General features: G+C 40.8%; 25 protein-coding genes. 14 read left to right on the forward strand and 11 right to left on the reverse strand.

All coding sequences use genetic code 11. The features are described from left to right. Positions 1 to 91 precede the first annotated feature (91 nt). Together QPX86_RS04880 and QPX86_RS04885 are read right to left on the reverse strand one after the other, a co-directional pair. Positions 92 to 349 (reverse strand): hypothetical protein, encoded by a 258-nt coding sequence (locus tag QPX86_RS04880; RefSeq protein ID WP_211031114.1) that lies wholly within the window; start codon positions 347 to 349, stop codon positions 92 to 94. Between the two features lie 171 nt (positions 350 to 520). Beyond that, the gene (locus QPX86_RS04885) at positions 521 to 1,015 is read right to left on the reverse strand and encodes a type II secretion system protein (protein ID WP_220753173.1); all 495 of its coding nucleotides are present in this window, start codon (positions 1,013 to 1,015) and stop codon (positions 521 to 523) included. A gap of 185 nt (positions 1,016 to 1,200) precedes the next feature. Between QPX86_RS04885 and acuR the strand changes: the two genes are divergently transcribed. Next, positions 1,201 to 1,845 (forward strand): acrylate utilization transcriptional regulator AcuR, encoded by a 645-nt coding sequence (acuR, locus tag QPX86_RS04890; protein WP_220753172.1) that lies wholly within the window; start codon positions 1,201 to 1,203, stop codon positions 1,843 to 1,845. A 47-nt stretch (positions 1,846 to 1,892) separates the two neighbouring features. Beyond that, a complete protein-coding gene (gene acuI, locus QPX86_RS04895; RefSeq protein WP_065109949.1) occupies positions 1,893 to 2,876 on the forward strand; it encodes an acrylyl-CoA reductase (NADPH) in 984 nt (327 codons plus the stop codon). A 74-nt stretch (positions 2,877 to 2,950) separates the two neighbouring features. On the opposite strand, the gene QPX86_RS04900 is transcribed toward acuI, so the two are convergent. Then, a complete protein-coding gene (locus tag QPX86_RS04900; protein ID WP_285164522.1) occupies positions 2,951 to 5,032 on the reverse strand; it encodes a M13 family metallopeptidase in 2,082 nt (693 codons plus the stop codon). A gap of 447 nt (positions 5,033 to 5,479) precedes the next feature. Here QPX86_RS04900 and QPX86_RS04905 point away from each other — a divergent pair, with 447 nt between their 5' ends. Next, positions 5,480 to 6,172, forward strand: coding sequence for an energy transducer TonB (locus QPX86_RS04905; protein ID WP_220753170.1), 693 nt, complete (start codon positions 5,480 to 5,482; stop codon positions 6,170 to 6,172). A 111-nt stretch (positions 6,173 to 6,283) separates the two neighbouring features. Here QPX86_RS04905 and QPX86_RS04910 read toward each other — a convergent pair whose 3' ends face one another. After that, positions 6,284 to 7,183, reverse strand: coding sequence for a LysR family transcriptional regulator (locus QPX86_RS04910; RefSeq protein ID WP_285164523.1), 900 nt, complete (start codon positions 7,181 to 7,183; stop codon positions 6,284 to 6,286). 216 nt (positions 7,184 to 7,399) lie between these two features. Here QPX86_RS04910 and QPX86_RS04915 point away from each other — a divergent pair, with 216 nt between their 5' ends. Continuing rightward, positions 7,400 to 8,437, forward strand: coding sequence for an aldo/keto reductase (locus tag QPX86_RS04915; protein WP_285164524.1), 1,038 nt, complete (start codon positions 7,400 to 7,402; stop codon positions 8,435 to 8,437). 94 nt (positions 8,438 to 8,531) lie between these two features. Continuing rightward, the gene (locus QPX86_RS04920; RefSeq protein ID WP_285164525.1) at positions 8,532 to 10,355 is read left to right on the forward strand and encodes an alpha-amylase family glycosyl hydrolase; all 1,824 of its coding nucleotides are present in this window, start codon (positions 8,532 to 8,534) and stop codon (positions 10,353 to 10,355) included. 299 nt (positions 10,356 to 10,654) lie between these two features. Here the strand turns inward: QPX86_RS04920 and QPX86_RS04925 are convergent, their stop codons facing one another. After that, positions 10,655 to 10,834, reverse strand: a complete 180-nt coding sequence (locus QPX86_RS04925; protein ID WP_220753167.1) for a PA3496 family putative envelope integrity protein — start codon at positions 10,832 to 10,834, stop codon at positions 10,655 to 10,657. A 452-nt stretch (positions 10,835 to 11,286) separates the two neighbouring features. On the opposite strand from QPX86_RS04925, the gene QPX86_RS04930 reads away from it, so the two are divergent. Together QPX86_RS04930 and QPX86_RS04935 are read left to right on the forward strand one after the other, a co-directional pair. Then, complete coding sequence (locus QPX86_RS04930; protein WP_285164526.1) at positions 11,287 to 12,456, forward strand: winged helix-turn-helix domain-containing protein; 1,170 nt, start codon at positions 11,287 to 11,289, stop codon at positions 12,454 to 12,456. A gap of 226 nt (positions 12,457 to 12,682) precedes the next feature. Beyond that, complete coding sequence (locus QPX86_RS04935; protein ID WP_285164527.1) at positions 12,683 to 13,672, forward strand: hypothetical protein; 990 nt, start codon at positions 12,683 to 12,685, stop codon at positions 13,670 to 13,672. Between the two features lie 115 nt (positions 13,673 to 13,787). Here the strand turns inward: QPX86_RS04935 and QPX86_RS04940 are convergent, their stop codons facing one another. Beyond that, a complete protein-coding gene (locus QPX86_RS04940) occupies positions 13,788 to 14,663 on the reverse strand; it encodes a radical SAM protein (RefSeq protein ID WP_285164528.1) in 876 nt (291 codons plus the stop codon). A 147-nt stretch (positions 14,664 to 14,810) separates the two neighbouring features. On the opposite strand from QPX86_RS04940, the gene QPX86_RS04945 reads away from it, so the two are divergent. Further along, positions 14,811 to 14,987 carry a hypothetical protein gene (locus QPX86_RS04945; RefSeq protein WP_162928480.1) on the forward strand — a complete coding sequence of 59 codons (177 nt, stop codon included), beginning with the start codon at positions 14,811 to 14,813 and terminating at the stop codon, positions 14,985 to 14,987. 45 nt (positions 14,988 to 15,032) lie between these two features. Here QPX86_RS04945 and QPX86_RS04950 read toward each other — a convergent pair whose 3' ends face one another. Then, entirely contained in the window at positions 15,033 to 15,839 is an 807-nt protein-coding gene (locus tag QPX86_RS04950; RefSeq protein ID WP_285164529.1) for an SDR family NAD(P)-dependent oxidoreductase, read from the reverse strand. A gap of 348 nt (positions 15,840 to 16,187) precedes the next feature. Here QPX86_RS04950 and QPX86_RS04955 point away from each other — a divergent pair, with 348 nt between their 5' ends. Further along, entirely contained in the window at positions 16,188 to 16,508 is a 321-nt protein-coding gene (locus QPX86_RS04955; protein WP_220753163.1) for a hypothetical protein, read from the forward strand. A gap of 151 nt (positions 16,509 to 16,659) precedes the next feature. Beyond that, entirely contained in the window at positions 16,660 to 17,055 is a 396-nt protein-coding gene (locus tag QPX86_RS04960) for a YgiW/YdeI family stress tolerance OB fold protein (protein ID WP_220753162.1), read from the forward strand. A gap of 116 nt (positions 17,056 to 17,171) precedes the next feature. On the opposite strand, the gene QPX86_RS04965 is transcribed toward QPX86_RS04960, so the two are convergent. Further along, positions 17,172 to 18,206, reverse strand: a complete 1,035-nt coding sequence (locus QPX86_RS04965; RefSeq protein ID WP_285164530.1) for a putative porin — start codon at positions 18,204 to 18,206, stop codon at positions 17,172 to 17,174. Positions 18,207 to 18,495: 289 nt separating this feature from the next. On the opposite strand from QPX86_RS04965, the gene QPX86_RS04970 reads away from it, so the two are divergent. Next, a complete protein-coding gene (locus tag QPX86_RS04970; protein WP_220753160.1) occupies positions 18,496 to 19,170 on the forward strand; it encodes a Crp/Fnr family transcriptional regulator in 675 nt (224 codons plus the stop codon). A 79-nt stretch (positions 19,171 to 19,249) separates the two neighbouring features. On the opposite strand, the gene tsgA is transcribed toward QPX86_RS04970, so the two are convergent. Together tsgA and deoD are read right to left on the reverse strand one after the other, a co-directional pair. Beyond that, positions 19,250 to 20,422, reverse strand: a complete 1,173-nt coding sequence (tsgA, locus tag QPX86_RS04975) for an MFS transporter TsgA (protein WP_220753159.1) — start codon at positions 20,420 to 20,422, stop codon at positions 19,250 to 19,252. Positions 20,423 to 20,461: 39 nt separating this feature from the next. Continuing rightward, complete coding sequence (deoD, locus tag QPX86_RS04980) at positions 20,462 to 21,166, reverse strand: purine-nucleoside phosphorylase (RefSeq protein ID WP_055024784.1); 705 nt, start codon at positions 21,164 to 21,166, stop codon at positions 20,462 to 20,464. 162 nt (positions 21,167 to 21,328) lie between these two features. On the opposite strand from deoD, the gene QPX86_RS04985 reads away from it, so the two are divergent. The 3 genes from QPX86_RS04985 to QPX86_RS04995 all read left to right on the forward strand — a co-directional run bounded on the left by QPX86_RS04985 (position 21,329) and on the right by QPX86_RS04995 (position 24,061). Next, the gene (locus QPX86_RS04985; protein WP_285165137.1) at positions 21,329 to 21,859 is read left to right on the forward strand and encodes an NUDIX hydrolase; all 531 of its coding nucleotides are present in this window, start codon (positions 21,329 to 21,331) and stop codon (positions 21,857 to 21,859) included. Positions 21,860 to 22,062: 203 nt separating this feature from the next. Further along, the gene (locus QPX86_RS04990; RefSeq protein WP_220753158.1) at positions 22,063 to 22,560 is read left to right on the forward strand and encodes a type II secretion system protein; all 498 of its coding nucleotides are present in this window, start codon (positions 22,063 to 22,065) and stop codon (positions 22,558 to 22,560) included. A gap of 304 nt (positions 22,561 to 22,864) precedes the next feature. Beyond that, on the forward strand, positions 22,865 to 24,061 hold the full coding sequence (locus QPX86_RS04995) for an alginate export family protein (protein WP_055024782.1): 1,197 nt from the start codon (positions 22,865 to 22,867) through the stop codon (positions 24,059 to 24,061). A gap of 105 nt (positions 24,062 to 24,166) precedes the next feature. Here QPX86_RS04995 and pdxY read toward each other — a convergent pair whose 3' ends face one another. Continuing rightward, positions 24,167 to 25,021 carry a pyridoxal kinase PdxY gene (pdxY, locus tag QPX86_RS05000; protein ID WP_220753157.1) on the reverse strand — a complete coding sequence of 285 codons (855 nt, stop codon included), beginning with the start codon at positions 25,019 to 25,021 and terminating at the stop codon, positions 24,167 to 24,169. Positions 25,022 to 25,166 lie beyond the last annotated feature (145 nt).

Below are 25,166 nucleotides of genomic sequence, written 5' to 3' on the forward strand. Positions count from 1 at the left end.
GTTCTGTTCAGTAAATGCGCACATTTTGTTTCATAATGGTGCGATGGCTGAGTCACCACAGTGCAGCGCGTTATCAAACAGTGCTGCGTTATCAAATAGTGTGGAGCGGTTTATTAAGGCCATTTAATTTGATGTGTTCTAATGCGCTAATAGCTTTTAAGATGCCATCTGAATTATCAACAGCGTTGAGATCAACATGGGTTTGTTGGCGGACTTGTTCTAGGATTACAGATCGGTTAACTCGATATTTTTCAGATACGCAAACGGCACAAGAGCGTGCACTCGATGCTCGATAAGCAATAGGACGGCTTGTATCTAATGCACGTTTACGGCTAGAGCTAAATGACATTGTTAACGGTATTTCATCGGCTTAGCTATGCCACTCATGGCTGAAGGTTCATCGCTAATGGCACTTTACTAAGAGTGCCAAGTTAGCTTGATGAGATATCGTTTATTGCTTTGTTTTACAGCAGTATTAATAACATTTACAAATGGCTTTTAGCCGTTTTTTCATCGAGGTCTAACAATCGTCAGTATATAAAGTGGTTTTAGCGGGATAAGTTGCTCCACGAGCATCAGTCCACTGGTGGCTGTATTGTACGAAGCAGTTGCCAGCCCCATCACCAATGGTAGGGTGGTCAGCAGGATGAATTCTCATGTTTACTTCATTGGTTTTTTCCATTTCCCATGCACTTGGGTCATCAATACCTTCGACAAACATCACTAAGCTTGTTTCATCAGACTGCATGCCGCCATATATGAGCGTTGCACCTGCATATTCTTCGCCAATCGCAGCAGCATCTATCGACGCTTCTTTTTCAACACCATTAATCGCAGACTTTGAGTAAACTAAACTGTTGGTGCTATCAATTGCACCCGCCATGGCTTCAACGGTAGCAGTATGGGCATCGCCTTTAAGATCGATAAATTTTGGTGCAGCCACGACAGACAAAATGCCCAGAATAATAATCACCACTACTAATTCAATCAGTGTAAAACCTTTATTGCGTTGCATTGTATGACCTCATCGTTAATGTGGTTGTATTATTAACCAATGAAAAAATAAAAGTTACCATTTGGTGCCAAATGCTGACATTAGCCATTACTGTTACGACTAGTTTTGAGAACGATCGCGCAAAATAGGTAAATGATCTTATAATTAAATTGTATTTATATAGACGATCGGTCTAATATGATTTTATGACAGAATCAATTGTAGAAAACATCACTAAACCACGACGTGGTAGGCCGCCCAAGCAGGCGAGAGACAGTCAAGATACTCGGGCGGAATTAATTCGAAGTGGTCTTGAGCAACTGACTGAGAATGGCTTTGCGTCGTCTGGCATTGATCAAATTCTGAAAAAGGTCGGTGTGCCGAAAGGTTCTTTTTACTATTACTTTGCCAGTAAAGAAGCGTTTGGACAGGCGGTGATTGAAAACTACGCCACGTATTTTGCTTACAAACTTGATAAGTGCTTGCTAAACGAGGCTTACTCAGCGCTTGAACGTATTGGCCTTTTTGTTGAAAGTGCTATGGATGGTATGGAGCGCTACCAATTTAAGCGTGGTTGTTTGGTTGGCAATTTAGGCCAAGAAGTGGATTTATTGCCTGAAAGCTACAGACAGCAATTGATTGATATATTTTTAGATTGGCAACAAAGATTAGCGACTTGTCTAGAGGCTGCCAAAGTTGAAGGCGAATTATCCCCTGAGGCTAATTGTTCATTATTAGCTGAGCATTTTTGGGTTGGCTGGGAAGGGGCGGTAAGCCGAGCAAAATTAGTGAAGAGCACGCAGCCATTACAAAATTACCTTGAATGTTTTATCGCAGGATTACCGCGATAAAATTTTTTAACTATTTATAGACGAGCGGTCTATATTGAGGAGTGACCATGTTTAACGGCTTATTAATTGAAAAAGATGACCAAGGATATCGCGCGGCAGTTAAGGAAATTGATGAGAGTGTTTTACCCGATGGCGATGTAAGCGTAAAAGTGATTTATAGCACGATAAACTATAAAGATGCATTGGCAATTACCGGTAAAGGTCCTGTGGTTAGGCAGTTTCCTATGGTGCCTGGTATTGATTTAGTGGGGCTTGTTGAAGCGTCCGACACTGATAAATTCAAAGTTGGCGATTACGTGCTACTCAATGGCTTTGGTGTTGGCGAAGTACATTGCGGTGGTCTTGCTGAGCGGGCGCGTTTAAAAAGTGAATGGTTGATCCCATTGCCTAATGCCTTTACACCAAAGCAAGCTATGGCGATTGGCACCGCAGGTTATACCGCAATGTTGAGTGTGATTGCGCTGGAGAAAAATGGCGTCACTCCTGAAAAAGGTGAAATTCTGGTGACAGGCGCTAATGGCGGTGTCGGCAGCTTTGCTATCGCCATTTTAGCCAAACTTGGCTATCAGGTTGTGGCATCAACAGGGCGAGCAGATCAAGCTGCTTATCTTGAAAAGCTTGGCGCTGCAGAAGTGATTGACCGTAACACCTTATCGGAGCCAGGTAGACCATTAGCCAGAGAGCGCTGGGCTGGGGCGATTGATTCTGTTGGTAGTCACACCTTAGCCAATATCTGCGCCAGTACAAAATATGGCGGCACTGTGGCGGCTTGTGGCTTGGCCCAAGGGATGGACTTTCCTTCTTCTGTCATGCCATTTATTTTACGTGGTGTGACGCTAGCGGGTATCGACAGTGTCATGCGTCCTCTTGAAGACAGACTTGAGGCATGGCAACGCTTAGCTGAGATTATTGAGCCACAAATGTTTGATGATATTTCAGCAGATATTGGCTTAGATGAAGTGATAAGTACGGCAGAAGCGTTAATGGCTGGTCAAGTTCGTGGCCGCGTTGTGGTCGATTTAACTAAGTAGAAAAGTACACTTTCATCTACTCATAAAAAAGCCAGTCAATTGACTGGCTTTTTATTTATCGGGTGATTGACCGATTACCAAATACGAACGCGTTGGTCTTCTGGTAAGTAAAGCTTGTCACCTGGTTTCACGTCAAACGCTTTGTACCATGCATCATGGTTACGTGGCGCAAGTGCGCGGTAACGGCCTGGTGCGTGAGTACCTGCACGCAGCTGACTTAACATGCTTTGCTCGGTGCGTTTTTCTTTCCACACTTGTGCCCATGCTAAGAAGAAACGTTGATCGCCCGTTAGGCCATCAATAATTGGTGCTTCTTTACCATTTAAGCTTAACTGGTATGCATGATAGGCCATGGCTAAACCACCCACATCACCAATATTTTCGCCTAAGCTGTTACGACCATTAACGAAGTTGTCCGGTAATGGCTCGTATTGACTGTATTGATCTGCAAGCATATCTGCTTTTGCCTCAAATGCAGCTCGGTCACTGTCGGTCCACCAGTTACGTTGAATACCGTTAGCATCAGATTTAGAGCCTTGGTCATCAAAGCCGTGTCCCATTTCATGACCAATCACAGCGCCAATGCCGCCATAGTTTACAGCAGGGTCAGCATTTGGATCGAAAAACGGAGGCTGTAAAATGGCTGCTGGGAACACAATCTCATTGAACGAGCTATTGTAGTATGCGTTGACGAATTGTGGCGTCATGCCCCAACGGTTACGGTCAGTCTTTTTCAATTCTTTAGCAACGCTATCGGCATGGAAGTATTGGCGTAAGTTTTGGATATTAGTGATTAAGTCTTTGTTGGTTAATGTTAGGCCATCGAATTCTTGCCATACATCTGGGTAACCAATCTTAGGTTTGAAGGCGGCAAGTTTAGCGTGGGCGTTTACCTTAGTTTCATCACCCATCCAATCAAGACCATCAATACGTTGACCTAACGCAGTGCGAAGATTTTCAACCAATTCAGCCATTTGCTGTTTTGATGACTCAGGGAAGTAACGCGCTACATACACTTTACCAATAGCAAAACCTAACGATTGGGTGCCAGACATTTCGGCTACGGCACGTTTCCAGCGCGGTTTAGGCTCTTCTTGTCCGCTTAGTTCTTTGCCATAAAAAGCAAAGCTTGCGTTGTAGATATCTTCAGATAGTAGGCCTGCATTGTTACTGACAGTGTGGAAGGTCAGGTAGTCTTGCCATACATTCAATGGCTCGTTATTGACTAGCTCAATCATGGCTTTGATCGGCTCAGGCTGAGACACGTTAAGTTGTGGGATTTGGTAACCTGATTGCTCAAAGAATAAGTCCCAGTTGAAGTTAGGGTACTCATTATTTAAGTCTGAACGTTTAACCTGATTTAAGGTTAAATCACGGTTACGGCGTTTCTCACGTGGCCATTGACCTTCAGCAATTTTAGTCTCTAACGCAAGAATAGCCTCTGCGCGAGCTTGGCCATCTTTAATGCCAGCAAAAGCAAGCATTTCAGCAATGTGGCTCACATAAGCGGTGCGAATTTTTACAAAACGCTCGCTGTCTTCTAGGTAGTATGAGCGATCAGGTAAGCCTAAACCGCCAGCACCGATAGACAGTTCATATTGGTTTGGATCTAAACGGTTGAACCACATGCCGCCAGAAATTGGCGATTCAGCATCGGTGAGCCACGCGTTACCAAATACCTTGGTTAAGTCATCAGTGTTTTTAACTGCGGTAATAGTATCTAATGTGCCTTGAATAGGGGTTATACCCAATTTATTGATGGTATCAGTATCCATGTAAGACTGATAAAAATCTGCAATTAACTGCTCTTCAGCATTAAGGTCGCTGCGGCTGCTAATGTCATCAATGATTTCTTTAACTTGTTTTTCGCTACGCTCACCAAGAGCGGTAAATGCACCATAGCGAGTTTTATCTGCTGGCATTTCAAAGTTGTCATACCAAGTGCCACTGGCATACATAAAGAAATCATCGCCAGGCTTTACCGCTTCATTTCGAGCGGTTAAATCAACGCCGAAATCGCCTAACTCAGCATGAGTAGAAACTGCTTTTACTGCTGGTGCTTCAGCTTTAGTCGTGTCGTTAACTTTGACATCTGAACTGCCGCAAGCACTCAAAAAGGTTGAGGCTAACGCAATTGCGAGTAATGTTTTTTTCATTGTGGTCTGCTTCCTTACAAAAAATGAGGCTCATTTTTGTTTTTATAATTTTATATTTTTATCTGATTAATCTTTAGCAATAAAGCCTAATAGCAAGATTGAATACTGCCACCATAGTCTAAGAATGAGTGAAAATGTCAATCTTATAATTGTTAGCAAATCTTGATACATACGTTGTGAATTGAATCCTAATACTTAGGTATTAACCCAAACTGAATCAATAAAGCCTGAAAATACGATGCAGGTGTAAGCGTTTAGTGTACGGCATGATGTTGGTGTGCAAGCGCTTTCTTTGTTCTGCACTTGTTAAATTTGTGTTTCTAATTTGTTTTATTCGTGGCTTTCAAAGCTAAATGTAACAAAATATTTGTCTATTCTTGTTTTGCGCGACTAGAGGTTAAAGAGCAACGAGAGTTGTATCACCTCTAAATCATACAAGGAATGTCTATGACGCCACAATATAGTGCTAACCACTCAATGTCTGAAAATAATACTCATATATTCAGTGAATTAAAGTCTTTAAACGAAAAGCAGGTTAACTATCCTAAATTGATAACTCAAGTGGGCATTTTGCTCATGGGAGGGATAATCACTTTGGGGTTATTTGTATTTATGGCTCAACTGGTTAAAAGTGATGCCGTGTTTGTGGACAGCATTGCCCCTACGCCCGTTATTGATTTTGTACAAAGACCAGAGGAAACGCTAAAGCCGATTAAAAAAATCAGGAGTCAGCCAGAAAAAATACCACCACTAGTGCAGCGCGATAGCATAGCCACTGATAACACCAGCACGACAGACTCTTTTAAAAATGTTGCGCCTGATATGACGGCGCCGACTCAAGAGAAGTTTGTCCCTGGGTTTAATAATGGAGATGCAATGCCTGTGGTACAAGTGTCGCCACAATATCCAATGGCTGCAGCGCGAGATGGCAAAGAAGGATACGTGATTGTAATGTTTGATATTACTGCCAGCGGCATTGTAACCAATGCACAAGTGGTTGAAGCTGAACCTAAGCGCACGTTTAATCGGGCGGCACTACAGGCTATTAATAATTGGAAGTACAAACCCAAAACCATTGATGGCGTCAGTGTGATACAAAGAAACCAGCAGGTCAGGTTAGATTTCACCATCGACAAGTGAGCTAAATAGCCAACGACTGACAAGGCTTATCCGCTTAGTTAATCTTTTTCAGCGCTTAATCAGAGCCAAAGTTAAGGCTCTGATTTTTATTTAGCTATCAATGTAAGCTGGCTATTTTCGCTGTGAAGGCGGTAAATTATGTTGAATCCAATCAAGAGTATAAGCAATGAAGCAAGCAAGTCTTGCTGACTGATGGATAAGCTGCGGATGAACCAGGTAAGTGGTTGATGACAACGTCTGCTCTCGCTGGAGTAACGGCCTTAATTGTCCTGATGTTAGTTCACGGTCCACCAAATATTCCGGAACCAGAATAACCCCTTCTCCTGCTAAGGCGAGCTCTTTGAGCATGTGATTATCATTGACACTCAATTGACTACTTACTTTTGTAGGTTCATGACCTATGTGCCAAACACTTTCCTCTGCAGCCGTTAAGCACTGATGCTGGTTTAAGTCTGCAATCGAGTTAGGTAAACCGTATTGTTGAATGTAGGTTGGCGATGCGCAGCATACATGCTGATATGAGAATAGCTTTTTAGCCACCATATTTTGGGGCGGCGTTTTAGTGGCCCTAATAGCAAGATCAAAGTCATTTTTAGTCAAATCATGGGTGGTATAACTACTGTCGAGGGTAAACTCAATCTCAGGATATTTCTGTTTAAAATCACGGCAGATATTAAGAAGGTACCGCTGGGTAAACTGACTTGGGGCTGTAATACGAATTCTGCCAGCAATATTGTCATTGTCGTGACGAATTTGTCTATCAAGCGTCAATAAAGACTGCTTAACTTGTCCCATACTGGTTAGAATTAGCTCCCCTTGAGGCGTCAATTTCACGCTACGAGTGCTGCGAATAAGCAGCGGTCTTCCAAACTCTTTTTCTAATTGGCGTATTTGCTCAGAAAGGTAACCGCGAGATATCCCGAGGATTGCCGCAGCTTCAGTAAAGCTGAGTTGTTTTGCCACTTCGCTAAACAGAAATAATCGCTCAAATTTTTTGTGTTCTCGGCTCACGCATTTTCCTACCTAGTTCGTGGTTTTTAGTTTAGCAGTGTGAATAAGTTAACCTGTCTTTATTGAGTTGTCCTCCATTATTTGCTCTATTTAAGTGCGCTCATGATTTTATTGGTAGTTATATCGAATAATGATTTTGGTTAATTGGGTTCCTCACTGGTAGGCAATATTGAGATTATGGTTTATCTCCTTATTGAAACAGTGAAGTATTAGATAATGAAATCTGCAATGGCGCCTGTCGGTGTTACCACAAGAGTATTGCCTTTAACTGAACACCTAAATGGTGTTAGCGATCTTGTTTATGGCTGTATGGGTTTAGGTGGTGGCTGGAATAGTAATCCTATTAGCGCAATCGAACTTGCTCAAGCCCACGATGTGGTGGATGCGGCATTAACTCAGGGGATTAATTACTTTGACCATGCCGATATTTATACCTTTGGCAAAGCCGAGCAGGTGTTTGGCCAAGTACTTGCTGCAAGACCTAAGCTGCGTGAGCAAATGTTTATTCAAAGCAAATGCGGTATTCGCTTACAAGATGACATAGGCCCTAAAAGGTATGATTTATCAGCGCAATGGATAAACCACAGTGTCGATAATAGTTTAAAGCAGCTACAAACAGATTACCTTGATGTATTGGTGCTTCATCGTCCTGATCCCTTAATGCAAGCAGCTGAAATTGCCGAGACTTACCATCGCTTGCGTGATGCGGGAAAAGTGCGCTTTTTAGGTGTATCTAACATGCAACAACACCAAATCAATGCCATTCAACAAGCTCTTGATACGCCATTGGTCGTTAACCAAGTTGAGCTGAGTTTGCATAAACAAGATTGGATAGATGAAACCGTTTATGCAGGAAATCAAGCTGGCGCATCCATTAATTTTACCCCTGGAATGCTGGAGTACTGTCTGCAGCAAAAGCTTCAAGTTCAGTCTTGGGGCAGCTTATGTCAGGGGCTTTATTCAGGTGTTACAGATACAAATGCCGTTTTAAGTACGGGTATTGACTTGAATGATAAGGCTTCGGCAGTACAACAAACTAGCATCTTAGTGAGTCAGCTTGCCAGTGAATATGGTGTCAGCAAAGAAGCGATTATCCTTGCTTGGTTAATGCAGCACCCTGCCAAGGTGCAACCTGTGATAGGCACTACCAATTTGCAACGAATTGCTGCCTGTAACCAAGCGGTAGGATTAACACTTGCCCGCGAGCATTGGTACGCATTATACGTTAGCGCGAAAGGTGAAGAGTTGCCTTAGTCACTTAGGGCAAACTTTATTGTACTTAATTGTTATTGATTAACTCGCCACTAGGTCTGGGAGTTATCTTAAATTAATGGAATATGAAGGTGTTATGAAACGCATATTATTAACCACATCAGCAGTATTTATTGGCATCAGTTTGATGCTATCTGGCTGTCAAACCAATGAGAAGGCAGAGGTTAAACCGCTCTCTTCTAAACCGCTTTTTTCTAAAGAGCCTGACGCAACAGCCCTATATCAGGATTATCTTAATCGCGATATTCGAGACGATATATTCTATTTTGTTCTGCCAGATCGCTTTAATAACGGCAATACAGCTAATGATAATGGCGCGACCTCAGGGATATCCCATGGCGGTTTAGATACCACTTCTGAGCGCGGTTTTCACGGTGGTGACATTAAAGGTATCGAGCAAAAATTAGATTATTTACAAAAGCTTGGGATCACTGCTATTTGGATGACGCCGTTGCTGCGTAATCAAGCGATTCAGAAAGATGGGATTGCTCACCATGGTTATTGGATTGTCGATTTTAGCGAAATCGATCCGCACTTTGGTTCTAATGATGAGCTAAAGCAGTTAATTGATGCTGCCCATCTGCGTGGGATGAAAGTCTTCTTTGATATTATTACGAATCACACCGCTGATATCATTCGTTACAAAGAGTGCCATCAAGATGATGGCCTTTATCAACAAAGGCTGACTCGATGTCAGTACAAGCCATTAAACACACCTGAAAGCGAGCGTTATTCGCCATTTATTTTAACCCAAGATGAAGCTGTTAAAGTTCCACACTGGTTGAACGACCCTCAGTATTATCATAATCAAGGTGACAGCACCTTTGAGGGAGAAAGTTCACTGAATGGTGATTTTAACGGCTTAGATGATCTTGATACTCAAAATCCACAAGTGCTAAACGGCATGATTGATATCTATCAGCAATTGATCACTGAATTTAAACCAGACGGTTTTCGCATTGATACCGTGCGTCATGTGGATTTATCATTTTGGCAAACCTTCAGTCCTGCCATTGTTGAATTTGCCAAGCAGCAGGGGATCCCTAACTTTCATGTATTTGGCGAAGTGTACGACAGCAACCCACAAAGCCTAAGTGTATTTACCACTGAGGGGAAGTTGCCATCAGTTCTGGATTTTGCCTTTCAAGATACGGCGGCTAAGATTTTCTATCAAGGCCAAAGTCCGCTGCTTGCCAAGCAATTATTTGAGCAAGATGATTTGTATAAAGATGAAGATAGCCAAGCAGATTTATTGATGACTTTTTTAAGTAATCACGACATGGGGCGAGCGGGTTACTTTATCAATGAAGCTGGCATTGCCAGCACAGAAGCAGAAAAATTACAGCGCAGCATTTTATCCCATGCCTTTATGTTTTTGTCTCGTGGTATTCCGGTGGTGTATTACGGCGACGAGCAAGGATTTACTGGAGACGGTAATGATATTGATGCCCGAGAAGACATGTTTGCTTCAAAAGTAGCAAGTTATAACGACAACACGCTATTAGGCACACATGCCACAACTGCTGATGACAACTTTGACACCTCACACCCTTTGTTTATCGCCATCTCAGCATTGAGTGAACTGCGTAAAAATAATCGAGTATTACGTCGAGGAGAGTATCAGGCGCGCTTTTATCAAGCTGACACAAGAGCTGAAAATGCAGCGATGTTTGCTTTTTCACGCATTGATAGAGAGACCGGCGAAGAGTGGCTGATGGTGTTTAATTCTGGCACTCAAATAGCGCAAATCTCAATACCGATGAAAGTGTCAAGTGCCGTTGCTGTAGTGGATACTCAGGCAGGTATTCAATCAAACAGCATCGAGGTAGCAGACACGCAGATATCTGTTTCATTACCAGGGTTAAGCTACGGGGTATATCAAATCACTCCAGAATCCTGAGCTTAGAAAAGTTTTAGGAGCCCCCCCTTCAGTTCGCTCCTTACCACTGCGTGATGCTGATGTCGGTGGTACTTTATAGGTCTAGCTTTAGTGAAGTTATTTATGATTCATTAAGCTCAGCGTTGGAAAGCCTGCTGAGCTTAATGATCCATGGAAAGCGTTGTGGGAGATGAACGCCTATGCATGGTAGATGGAAATAGCTAGCAATTATTTGCTAGAAACTAATGCGAGGAACTAATGTTAAGAGCTAATGTTAAGAGCTAATGTTAAGAGCTAATGTTAAGAGCTAATGTTAAGAGCTAAGCAAAAAAGTCATCGCCACCCATGTCACGCTTGAGTTGCTGGGCTTCAAGGTAATCCTCAAGGCGCCTTTTTACCTCGCGTCTGTGCAGCATATCTTCTTTTGCTTTTTGGTTAGATGGTTTCTCAAGCGCTTCAACTTCAGCGTCCATGAGTACAAGATCAATAATTTCAGCCATAAAATATCCTCATTATCGAATTGTCATCTCTTGCTTTAGCGATACCTTTAAGGCCGTTAATGATGTTCAAGAAAGACAATCAATATTAAACATAGAGACCAAACTACAAGCATTTAGTATTGGTAAAAATGACACTACATTAGTGTATGCTTAAGCTGGAATTTATCAGGAGTTTCAAAATAAAAATGCGATCCGCGTAACAATTTTATTTTAAAATTTCAAAAGGAGATATCCGTCATGTTTTTAGATAGATAGCAGCTTTTTGTGGCTATTAAATCTGACTATCAACAAGCTAAAAATTGCTAATTTACGTAAAGGTAAGCCCATTTTATAATGGCTATATAGATTTTGTTGATTATTTCGCTGAGCAATTTGGCCAAAAGCCTTATTGGGATTAAAGCATGGCCATGAATGTATCTTTAACTCCAACTGCGACTTCAGAGTAATTCCATATGACTGATAGAGCTGCTTTAACGTTAAGCCCGACTCAAGCTAGAAAGTTAGTTTTACTGTCTCAAGGTTTTCCGGTTAAATCCTCAAAGAACACCGCTAACTCAGCCACTTTGGCCGTAATAAGGCGCTTAGGCTATGTGCAAATCGATACTATTTCGGTGGTGCAAAGGGCGCATCATCACACGCTTTGGACTCGTAACCCACATTATCAACTCGATCATATCGATACGCTTATTGCTGATAAAAAAGTCTTTGAGTATTGGTCGCATGCAGCGGCTTACTTACCCATGCAAGATTATCGCTTTAGCTTACCAAGAAAGAATGCTTTAAAAGCTGGGGAGCAACAGCATTGGTTTAATAAAAATTTACCATTAATGGCTGAGGTCATGAGTCGAATTGAAGCGGAAGGGCCGCTAATGGCTAAAGACTTTGTGTCCAAAGGTTTAAAAAATAACGGTTGGGGAGCCAGTCCAACAAAACAGGCGCTAGAAAATTTGTATATGCAAGGTGATTTAATGATTACCGAGCGGCGAAACTTTCATAAGGTCTATGATTTAACCCAGCGAGTATTACCTAAAAATATTGATGATAGCGTGCCTACAGCACAGGAACATGGCCGATTTTTAGTGTTGCGATTTTTACGCGCTCAAGGCTTTGGTACTCTGGCTGAAATCATCTATTTACTCAAGCACGTTAAAGCTCATGCAAGTGCAGCTATAGATGAGCTTTATCACTCAAGTGAGATAGATAAAGTGCTGATTAACGGTGTGGAGTATTATGCTTGCCATGATGTTTTAGCATTACTAAACCGCAGAGTGAACAAGCAACAACTGAAAATACTGTCGCCGTTCGATAACTTACTGATCCAACGCAAACGCGCCAATGCGATATTTGATTTTGATTACTTGCTTGAGTGCTATGTCCCCGCCGCAAAACGCCAGTTCGGCTATTTTTGTTTGCCGATAATGTGGAATGCAACCTTAGTAGCAAGAGCGGACTGTAAAGCAGAAAAGCGAACAGGTACTTTGTATGTCATTCACTTAATCCTTGAGCCTTCAATAAAAGAGTTAAGTGAATTTATGACGGAGTTAGAATCGCAGTTGCAAGAATTTGCTCACTTTAATATGTGCGAAAGATATATTATTCAGAAGGTTAGTAAGATTTCTTAATCACTTTTAGTGAGTTCTATAAATAACCGCTACTTTATCATTCAGCATCTAAGCCTTTTCGTTTTCAATACGCAGTAATTCTAATTGTGTGCCATTTATGTCAAAGCTTAAAAGACTGTAAAGCTGCTAGTGATTAGTGCCTTGCTAGGGTTAAATAACCTTATTCAATATTTTTATGAATAGCCTATTATTAACCAACACACTTATTTGATTGACTGAAGGCCCTATGAAAAACGAATTGTTTAAAAACATCCTATTTTCAATTGGCGGTATCGTCATGATAGGAAGTACAGCGATGAGCTGTGCTTCTGATGATATTCAAATGCACCATAATGACTATCTCGGCTCAGGGAGTATTACCCAAGGCGCTGCGACTACCGTCGTCAGTAATTTGTTTACGTGTCAAAATGGTCGTAGCCGCGCTGCAGGTATAGGTGAGATTACTGATGCGCAGGGCGCAGTATGGACTGTACCAGGCAGTAATCAATTTAGCAGTGCGCCCAAAGCAATGGATTTATATGAACAATGCGCTGGTATTACCCCTAGAAATTTAGCCGAAGTTAATCAAGATGATGTTCCCGTGGTGACAGTTGACCCGCAAGGTGAGGTGATTACGGGGTATATTTTTGCAGATAATTACTTTGAACTTTATATCAATGGCAAATTAATCGCCGTTGATAGCGTGCCATTTACGCCATTTAATTCAAGTATTGTAAAATTTAAGGTCAGTAAACCTTATACCATTGCAGTTAAAGTCATTGATTGGGAAGAAAACCTAGGTTTAGGTTCTGAGAATAATAGAGGTAATGCATACCATGCTGGTGATGGGGGCTTTATTGCCAGCTTTAGTGATGGCACTGTGACAAATCGTGATTGGCAAGCGCAAACTTTTTATACCTCTCCAATTTTAGATTTAAGCTGCTTATCTGAAAAAGACGGCGCGAGATTATCTATTGACTGTGGTGTTACGGATGAGAAAAATGGACAACAAGCGTATGCCGTGCATTGGACGATGGCTAATAATTGGATGAATGAAGATTTTGATTCAAGTACTTGGCCGCAAGCAAGCTTATACTCAGATGATGAAATAGGAGTGAATAATAAAAAAGCCTACATGAATTTTATCGAAAAATTCAGTGGGGCGGGAGCCAGCTTTATTTGGTCTACTAATGTGGTGTTAGATAATGAGGTATTGCTACGGTATACCGTGAACTAATGCGTGGTTGATATGACATTCAGTAAAGTAAAAACAGTGGCTTAAATAATGGCAAAGTGTTGAGGGTGAATCCCAACACTTTGCAAGGTAATAGCTGTTAAATTAGCATGTTAGCCTACCAAGAAAACGTTTGAATGATGTCTTGTTTTGTCACTGGATTGGTTGCTATTTCATGCTCAATTCTATCTTTAAATGGCACTCTAGCTTGAGGTAACATGCCTCGCATTGGCGAGATATTATTACCGTGATCGCCCCAGTAATAGCAGTCAAAGTCCGCTAAATTTTCCAATAAGTATTTCTCTTCTTCCAGCACTTGTAATGGACTTGGCATAACAAATTCACCACGCAGTACTTGTTGTTCGAGTTCAGTTCCTGGCTGAATTGCAATGGCCATTGGCGCAATTTCTTCTGGCTGCATCATGTTTAAAATATCTGTAGTCGCTTTAATGTGCTCTTTTGAGCGATGACGGCCACCTAGGCCAAATATAAATGAAGCCAGCACTTTAATCCCTGCCTCTTTTGCCATCGCCATGCCTTCAATGGCATGTTCAGGTTTCATCGCCTTTTTGATGTTATCGAGGACAATAGGATCGCCAGACTCTAAACCTGCGTATGCCATTGTCAAACCCGCTGCCCGCATTTGTTTAAGTTCGTCTACCGTTTTACGGCGAAAATCATTAAAACCTGCATATAAAGCAATATTTTGAATTTCAGGGAAAGTCTCAGTAATTTTATTGAGAATCGCCAATAAAAATTCGGTTCTTACAGCCATGACATTGCCATCAATCAAAAAGATAGATTCAACGTGAGCGTGGATTTTTCTGGCCTGTTCAATATCACTAAAAATATCTTCTAGTTCACGAATTTTAAATCGTTTATCGCTGAACATATTGCAGAAAGTACATTGGTTGTTACTGCAACCTAATGTGGTCTGAATGAGGATGCTGTCAGCCTCGGGCCATGGACGATAAACTTTGCCTTCATAACGCATAACGTTTCCTTAAGACTGTCGTCTTATTTGAGAATACATCACCTAGAAGTGGAGACACTCTAGGTCAACGCTAGATGAAAAGACACCTAGCAATACAATGAAGGCGATCTTAGCAGTAGATATTTAGCTTGATAATTAAGCACTATATTGAATCAGTTTATCGATTTTGTTGATAATCGCTTTATTGCTAAGTCACAGGACTGTTATGCAACTCAGGGTTTTGCCGCGATGAAAAGGCGTTGTACTTATGCTGAAGATGACAGGTTTTATCAAAAGAATGAGTCATCGCAGGGCAATAAAAAAGCTAAAGGCACGGGCCATTAGCTTTTTTAATATTAAGGTTTTTGTAATTGAAGCTGAGCTTAATTATTAGCTTAGCTCTGTAAGAACTCGCTCAAGCACTGCAACCACTTTTGCGGTTTTAGCTACATCAAGTGCATCAGGGTGAGGTGATGCAAATTGGCCTCTGTCATTATCAAAATATTGCCCGGTTGCTTGAGCAAACTCTTCTGATAATGCCGCTCTGGTTAGAATATCTGCACCAATTGATAAATCCCCGCCAGCTACACCGTAAGCTTGTTTAACCATTTTACTGCCTAACATCGAAGCAGGATTGACTGAGACAATTATAGGTCCATGACCTTGAACTGATAAGGCTAAATCACGTGACCACATGGTCAGCGCAAGTTTACTTTGGGCATAGACAGTACTATCAGATAACTGACTTGGCTGTGCCATGTCGTTTGCTAAAAAAGCGGCTTGTGCAGCTGAAGATAAATTCACAATGCGGCCGCTATTATCCATGATCGGCATTAACAACTTACTGAGTAAATAAGGCGCAAAAGTGTTTACTGCATAGCGTGAATCTAAGCCGTCTGAGGTGACTAAAGTGGTTGGGTTATAAACTCCTGCATTGTTAATTAACACATCCAGTTTACTGTGATTTGCTTTAATGTTTGCTGCTAACTTTTTTACATCACTCATGCTGGATAAATCAGCGACATACGTTTCGATTTGTGCAGCTGAGGAGCTGTTAGTAAGCAGAGCTTCAACGTCGGCAAGTTTGTTAGGATTGCGACCGTGAAGTAACACTTTATGACCTTCAGCTAACAACATTTTTGCTGTTTCTAATCCAATTCCATCTGTAGAACCAGTAACAAGAATGATTTTTTGCATGATGTATTCCTAAAAATTAAATGCTATCGGGATGATATCCACGAACTTAATACAATAATATTAGCATTTAATAAATCATTGATAATGCCAGTATCTATAGAATCACTTTATCGATTTTGTTGATAATGCTCTGCTAAAAACTCAATAGTATCCGTTAAAAGCCAGTTTATTATTCCAATTCAGATTAAAAGATTAAAAGATTAAAAGATTAAAAGATTAAAAGATTAAAAGATGAAAGATGAGGGGTGAAAGATGAAAGGTGAAAGGTGAAAGGATAAGTTCCAAGGAGATTGCTTTTCAACGAGATAGTCTTATGCTACTTCAATTATTCCTATTGCTACTTTAATTATGACTACAGCCAAAAATTCAAATCTAGTGTCCATTGTCATTATCATTGGTTTGCTGATAACTGTCATTACTTCGGTAGTGATGATTAATCTATCAAACCAACATAAAGGCCCAGAAATCTGGAGCTCTTTTGTATATAAAAATGGTTATAACTCAGCCGCATATGAAATGGAAACCGACTTTACCAGTTACGAATCTTGTAAGGTTCATGCTCAAAGCATTTCAGCTCAATACAACAATGCGCCATGGCAGTGTGGCTCGCAATGTCGCTTTGACTCAATGCGCCAAGGCTTTGAATGCGAGTCGATGGTGAACGATTAATATAGCCAATACAGAATATAAATGTCCGCAACTATGTTAATTCTATAACCATTAACGATGATTAATATTAACGATTGTAAAGGTAAGCTTCAGTACAGGTTTTATGTCGTAAGATACTGCTATCAAACGTCATCTATCTTGAGGTCATAAAATGAAAAAAATATTAGTCTGTGGCGTGTTATTCGCATCAACTACAGCCATTGCTAGTCAGCCAGAAGCTTATACTGATACGGCGCTGATTAAACCAGCGGTTAAGCAAGCTGGTGGCTTTACTGGTCCTAGCCGTGGAGAAGTCTATACTGCGGCAAATGCGCTTGAAGCAAAAGATGATACACCAGCAGTTTTAACGGGTTATATTGTTGAGTCTTTAGGTGATGAGGAATATCGATTTAAAGATGAAAGTGGCGAGATCATTGTTGAAATTGATAACGATGATTGGAGAGGAATTAGTGCTACTCCAGATACCAAATTAACCTTGCTAGGTGAAATTGATACTGAATGGACATCGACGTCTATGGATGTCGATGTGGTGAGTCTAGCGGATTAATCATCTCAATCCAGTTTTGTGAGTAAGAGTATTTCGTACTTTAAAGTGAACCTCATTAAATCATCTAGCAGTGTGTTAGAACACGCTGCTAGATGCTTTGATATATAACTTATTGATTAAAAACGCGCGTTCATTTCTATACCAAGAAGTAACCCATCTTGAGCGCCGCCATCATCATTTAACAATTTACTGGCGCTAAATTTGGCAGAAAAATTGGCTGATATCTGCCACCAGTAAGCCGTGTTAAGACCGTAATTATTGACACTCTCAGAGAGTTCGATTGTTTCACCTTCAGGGGTGAAACTGCTGCTATTAAATTGCTTTTTATCAATATCTTGCCAAGCATATTGCGCGCCTATTGACCACGACTTATTGATGTAAAAATCAGCGGCTATAAAAATGTGGTTGAAGGTATTATCAATGTCAGTGGTGAAGTAGCGTTCTGGCATAAATCCATCTTGCGCGAGTCGATAATAATAATATTGACTCGCATCGGTGTACTGCCAACGTGCAAACAAATTCAGCCCATTAATTGACTCCATTGGAATATAACTCTGAGCCTCTAGGCCAAAGGTATCGGATTGGTTATCAAAATTAGCAGCGAGTAAGCCGATTTGGAAATTCTGGCCACTGCCACTAGTGTGTTGATAACTATCTGATCCACTTTGGTTTTGGTAAAAAATGGAGATTTGCGAGCTTTCGTTTAAGTAATAACCTAGCTTAAGACCATAAAGTGACTCGTCGTAATTATATGGCCAGGCAAAGGAGTCATCGTCATCATTTATTTGCTGATAATTTGCGCCAATGAACCAGTTTGATTCAAAAACATAAGTGCCATCGACTTGATAACTGCTGGATTCGGCTAGATCTGATTTTAGGTAGTTTACGCCGAAGTTTGAAGATTGAGCCAAGAAGGTATTTAGGGCCCAAGGACCTATTTCAGTACTGACGGCATCAAAATAATAACGATAACTGGCAAATAGATAAGCGTTGTCGCTGTTGTCTGTATCAGTGATATATGAAGCACTAGTATCGTGATGAAAACTGTTATTAGCTGATGCTAGCGTATCATTAGCTTGAGCAGAAAAAGCCACAAAGCTAATAGCAATCGCAGCGGTCAGTTTGAGTGGCTGAGAGTGGCATCGTTTCATATTTTACATCCTTGTCTGTTTACTGATTTAAATAACAACTTCAGCTGTTACTGTTTGGCAACACTTGTGTGAAAATGTATCAATTATTGTTATTTATCAATGGTTTATATTTTATTTAATTTATATAAAAGTGTGAGCGATGTAAAGACTGAAGTGATGAGGCTTGAATTGTGTGGTTTCGTTTATTAGCGAATTTAAGCTATTTATTGGCTTTGAATGGCAGTGAGATTACGTAAGCTATCAATTAGCCGTTATAATCGAGAGAAAATGAGCTTATATAGACGTTGATATGCAATTAAAACCGCTTGCGAAGGGAAGGTTTCGAGATCAGTGGCAGCAGCATCATGATTCGATTGAGAAGATCATGAGGCAATGTATTACAGAAACGAAAACCGTAGAGCGTCACTATAAATTAATGGAGCAAGGTCAGCAGGTGAATGAGCTGATTTATGTTCCAAGTGGCAGAATTTCTATGGGGTATACCGCCAGAAATGGTCGTAGTTTCCAACTAGGTACCATGACATGTGATTCGCAAATATTTGGCGAAATGGAGTTTTTTACTCAATATCTTTGTCAGTTGGATATTATTGCTGAAGAACCATTATCTATATCAATTATTAATGGCGATAAGTTACATGAGGCATTAGTTAAAACCCCACAGTTTGCATTATTTTTTGCCAGTGCAATTGCAATAGACTACCAAGATACCGTGGATATTTTGACTCGAAGAATGTTGTATCCCATTGCTTACAATATTGCCTACGATTTATATCATCAGTACCTGCATGACCAGCCCGTTGAAGGATTTAATCGGTGTTACTTAGAGGCCGAGCGCTTTGCTACCACTGACAGAGTATATCGAAGAGCAGTTAAAAAGCTGGAAGATTTAGCACTGATCAAGCGTGAAAAAGAAGGCATTATTATTCAAGACTTAGCTGGACTGAAAGCTTTTATAGAACAATAAAATGATTACATTAACGGTTTATATAAAAGCCTCTGTATCATTTTGATATCAGAGGCTTTTTTAATAATTTATTTTCCGTTTATGCTGTAGCTTTAGTCGCTAATGACGCTTGTTGGCGACGAGAAGCAATTAACATCATAATAATTAATGCGTAAATGACAGGGATAGCATACATCACAGTTTGCAGGCCAATGATACTTTCAAACATTGAACTAATCGCTGGGCTGAACATTGCGCCAGCACTACCACTGATTAAGATATAAGACACATTTTTGCTACTTGCTTGTTTGACGAATGATACGCCGTAAGCAATGAAAGCATTATACAGCGCCGCACAAGCAAAACCGTAGCCATAGGTTAAGTAGCCAATCCACTCTAAGTTAGTTGTCGTTACAATTAAGCTGGTAATGACTAACGCGAGGGAGATCATTCCCATAATAAAGTGCTGAATTTTAACTCGCGATACAATGGCTGTTGAGACTAACGCACCGATTAATGCTGCTGACCAGTACTGAGTAATAATATTGCCAGCTTCTTCAAATGGGATAGTAAATTTTTGCGACACAAATGTCGGTGCCCAAGTGAGGAAGGTATAGAGGCTCAGCATGCCCAGAAACAAGCCTACACCACCACTAATGATGCCAAGGTTCCATTCTGACTTTTCTTCAGCTTCATCGGTTGCAGATGTAGACTCACAGAGGTCAAAATTGGTTAGCAGCGCAATAGCAGCTGTAGCGAGTGCAACGATACCCACAGCTAAATAACTGTAACTCCAAGAGAGTGCATTGGTTAGGGCGTATGTGGTTATCATTGGGAAGATGACACCTGCAACATTGAAGGTGGCATCTTGTACTACAAGCATGGTGCTTTGAATTTTATCTTTCCAGACTGATACCACAATGGTGCCCGCGATACATAGCCCAACACCTCCACACAAACCAATCACTGTCATGGCAATCATGACAACGGATAGTGAACTGGTGAAATGCAGCGCTGCAGCACTTAATGCGATAGATACGTAACTGATCAGTGTGATGCGTTTGACGCCGATTTTTTCAATCAAAAAGAAAGCGGCGATGGTACCTGCTAATGCGCCGCCATTGAGTAATGAAAAAATAGAAGCTACTTCATTGATGTTAGCGGAAAACTTATTAGCAATTGGCTCGATTAGCATGCCAAATTGTGTAGCAAAACCTGCCATCACAAAGTTGGCTAAGAAACTGAGCAGAGTTAAGGATATTTTATTTTTCATAATTGGTGCCCTTTATGCTGTAACAACCCTAATGTTGTTTTATTGACTTGCTGTTTCTAATGCCAGCTTTATCATTTGGTTAAAGGTTAATTGTCTTGCTTCGGCGGTGGTTTCTTCGCCCGTTAAGCAGTGGTCTGATACTGTCAAAATCGCTAATGATTCAATTCCGTGTTGATGAGCTAACCCGTAAAGGCCTGCGACCTCCATATCGATGCCTAATACACCAAAACGTTCAAGTGCTGGGATCATATCTTCGTCTGGATCGTAATACAGATCGCCAGTGAAAATATTGCCCACCTTAACGTTAATCTGTTCTTGTTGAGCAATAGTGTAGGCTTTGTTTAATAGGCTGAACGTTGCCGATGTAGCCATTTGATAACCACTACTTCGTTTAGCGTTGGTTGGTGAGTCGGTGCCTGCTGCTTGGGCTAAAATGACGTCGTTAATTTTTACATCATGTTGCGTCGCACCTAAACTGCCTACTCGAATAATGCGCTTTACGCCAAAGTCATTTACTAATTCATGGGCATACAGCACCATCGACGGGATCCCCATCCCGTGTCCCATGACTGAAATTCTTTGGCCGTTATAAAAACCGGTATAACCCAACATGTTTCGAATGTTGGTCACTTCGACTGCATTGTCTAAGAAGGTTTCTGCAATGTATTTAGCGCGTAGCGGATCGCCCGGCATAATAATGGTTTCGGCAAAATCACCCAGTTTGCCATTGATGTGTGCGGTCATTGTATTTCCCCTTTTTTTAATTAACTCGATAATAAGTGGCGAGAACTTAAGCTGTGAGGACAAAAGTCCGCATAGATTGAAAGAGCAGCAAAAACTATCAGTGGATCACAAAATTGGCGTATGATGCGCCTTTTCAACTATTGTGATTCTCGTTACTTGCTTATGCGCCATTTAAAAACCACTCATCATCCCGATACCCCCATTGAATTTGTGAACGATACAAATAACGTCATGCTGACTCGACGAGCTGCAAGGGCGATTGTGCTACAAGGTCAGAAAATACTGATGTTGTATACCGCCCGCTATCATGATTACTCATTGCCAGGCGGTGGTGTTGATGATCACGAAGATATTGAGCAAGGCTTAGTCCGTGAGTTGAGTGAGGAAACGGGCGCGCGTGATATTCGAAATATTAACGAGTTTGGTTTATATGAAGAGTACCGCCCTTGGGCTAGGAATGGGGCAAACCTCATGCATATGCTGTCTTATTGTTATACCTGTGAAATAGATCAAGAGTTAGGTGATCCCCAATTTGAGCAGCATGAAATTAATAATGGCATGAAGCCTGTTTGGATGGACATTGATCAAGCCATTCAACATAACCTTGATACGATGGCCAATAGTGACAAGAAAGGCTTATCCATTGAGCGTGAGACCTTTTTGCTGAAGTTAATTCAACAAGAGCTACTGTAATACGCTGGATGTTTGATGGCTTAAAAGTACGACTTGTGTAACAAAAGCGTAATTCTACCAACAATTTAAAACCTTTTTGTTACGTATGTAGTGGTTGAGTTTACGGACTTCATATATGCTGCGGCTATTATTAATCTTATTGATTTTGATAGGGTTTGGCTTGTTTTAAACCTATTGAAATATCATGTTATTTGAGAAGTATTATGAGAAGCAGTTATTCACAACGTGGCTTTACGTTAATAGAACTTGTGGTCGTCATTATTATTTTAGGTGTGTTAGCTGTTGTGGCTGCACCTAAGTTTTTAAATCTGAAAACAGACGCAGTGACTGCCAACTTACAAAGCTTACAAGCGAGTTTACAATCGGCGAATTCACTGGTTTATTCAAAAGCGGCTATCGACTCGCAAACGAGTCTGGAGTCAGGTGAAGTTGAGGTTAACGGCGTAAAAATCGCAACGACAGTTGGCTACATTAGTGCGACTAAAGTGAATATACCTAAAGCTGTAGAAGGGGACTTTGCTGAGTTAGCCAGTCCAGCGGAAGCATTTACTCAAGATTGGGGGATCTATGATGTACCCAACTCTGGTGTGTACATTTTCCCACAAGGATACGATATCAATAGTAATTGTAACTTACGCTATAGCGTGACAGCGAATGCTGCAGAGCCTGCGTTTTATGATTTAACCGTTACGGGTTGTTAACTTCATCGAAAATGATAAAGCCTGAAATTTTTATTTCAGGCTTTTTTTTGGCTGTTTATATGCGGATTACATATTTTGTTAGCATAAAGCTAAAATCGATATTGGTTATTTAGCAAATTATATATGAGGTATCACTGAAAATACCTATTTCGAGGTATGCTAAATTAGTATTAGTTAATGATCTTGCTCACAATTATTGATACGTAATTGTAGTCTTTTTGTAACATTGTTTTAGATCAATATTTATAGTTTATTTCACCTATATAACATCACTCGAGATGATGAAATATAAGGATTACAATAAATGAAATTAACTACCCTCACATTAGCTGTTCTTGCCGGATTAGCGACATCTGCAGCTTACGCTGAATCAGAAAGCGTCGATCCATTAAAAAAAGCGTTTATCGATGACTCTTCAGTGAATGTGCAGTTTAGACTTCGCTATGAAGATGTCGATGTGGCGAATGTTGACCAGCAAAATCAAACCACATTACGTACTCGTTTAACTTATCAAACCGGTGATATTTATAATCTATTTGCTTTAGCAGAAGTTGACGATGTGCGTTCAACCGATAATGAACCTTTAATTGGTGATTACAAATATACTCAAATAAACCAAGGCTTTATTGGTTACAAAGGGCCTGCTGAAACCTTAGCTAAATTAGGCCGTCAACGCATTTTATTAGATAATCAGCGTTTTGTTGGTGGGGTTGGCTTCCGTCAAAATGAACAAACTTACGATGCGGTATCTGTTAAAAATACGGCGATTGAAAACCTCACTGCTTATTATGCGTATGTGGCCAATGTGAATCGTATTTTCCCAGAAGGCTCAGGTAAAGAAGAACACGAGAACGAAACCAGCTTAATCAATATCAATTACAAAGGACTCGAGTTTGTTAATTTAAGTGGTTACGGCTATTTGATTGATAATACTGATGTTGCTGCATTCTCAACTGATACCTTTGGTGTTCGTGCAACGGGTAATATTAAGTTAGATGCACTGAAAGTGAGCTATGAAGCTGAATATGCTCAGCAGTCTGAAGGCGGTGATAACCCAGTAAGTTACAGTGCTGATTATTACAAATTAGGTGCCGGTATTGATTTTGATGCTTTTGGCGCAAAAATTGGCTACGAAGTACTTGGTTCTGACAGCGGCAAAGCTGGCTTTATTACACCATTAGCAACATTACATGCCTTTAACGGTTGGACTGATAAGTTTTTATTTGGCGGTAAAGGTAACTGGGATAATGGTTTAGTTGATACCCATGTGATTGTAACGGGTAAAATTGCCGGCCTTAAACTTTTGGCTAAATACCACCAGTTTGAGTCAGATTATGGTGATATCGATATGGGTACTGAGTGGGGCGTTGCTGCTACATACCCATTTGCGAAGCATTATAGCCTAGGCGTTAAATATGCAAGCTTCAGTGGTGCTGACGAAGGTTATGATTTCTCAAATGATACCGATAAATTATGGCTGACATTCCAAGCTAACTACTAAGTTGTAAACATCTAACCAACGGCAGTTTAGGTGAGCTGTCGTTGTTGACGCTCCCCCACCTAGTTTGCAGGAATCGATTAGATTCCTGCTTTTTTATGCCATTACTTATACCGCTTTAGCGCGAAACTTCTCGCTCGGATTAACTAATTCATTTTGCGCAGCAATGGTTTGCAGTTCCCATTCTTGTCTTTGGTGAGTCTCTTTTAATACGCCGTAACAGGCATTAGTTGCATGCTCAAATGCATCGACTTCGCTCATGCCATTTAATAGTCCACCAGTGAATAAAGCGGAGATTAAGTCACCGACACCAACAGGTTGTTTATCAAATTCAAGTTGTGGGCGCTGGGTAATATAACAACCTGACTCAGTGGCGAGCATCATGGTAAAAGTGTCATCAGCAACAGAGTGCAGGTGTTTTACCAACACCATTTTAGGCCCCATCGATAACGCTTTTTGACAAGCCGCTTTGGCTTGCTCAAGGTTGTTGATTTCCATTTTGGTAAACTGAGTTAACTCAAATTGATTCGGCACAATCACATCTGCAATCGGCATCACTTCATTTATCAATTGCTCGGTAATACCATCTGCGAGAATGCAGCCCTTTTCAGGATCGCCCATCACAGGATCGCACACATAAAGTGCAGTAGGATTTTGCTGTTTGACAGTATTGACCGTGTTAATAATAGCTTGGCATTGTTCTGCGCTACCTTGGTAGCCTGATAATACCGCCTGACAGTCTGCTATTTTGCCTATATTGTCGATACCAGTGACTAGCTGATTGATATCATCTGCTGAAAAAGCGCGGCCTTTCCAGCCTTGTGAGTATTGGGTGTGATTTGAAAATTGTACCGTATGAATAGGCCAGACTTCCATTCCCATGCGTTGCAGCGGAAATACTGCAGAGCTATTGCCAGCATGGCCAAATACCACATGAGATTGAATTGAAATAATGCCTTTCATTTATGACCTACTTTTATTGAGTTGTTTGATGCAGTTATCGCTTGAATCGAGCTTAATACAACGCCTGATGTGCTGACTGAGCTATGAGCTTTTTACGTGTTATAAGTTTTAGCTTTTAAGATGCTAATTCATCGTTAGCTTATAG

The organism is Shewanella goraebulensis, from assembly GCF_030252245.1.
GTDB lineage: Bacteria > Pseudomonadota > Gammaproteobacteria > Enterobacterales > Shewanellaceae > Shewanella > Shewanella goraebulensis.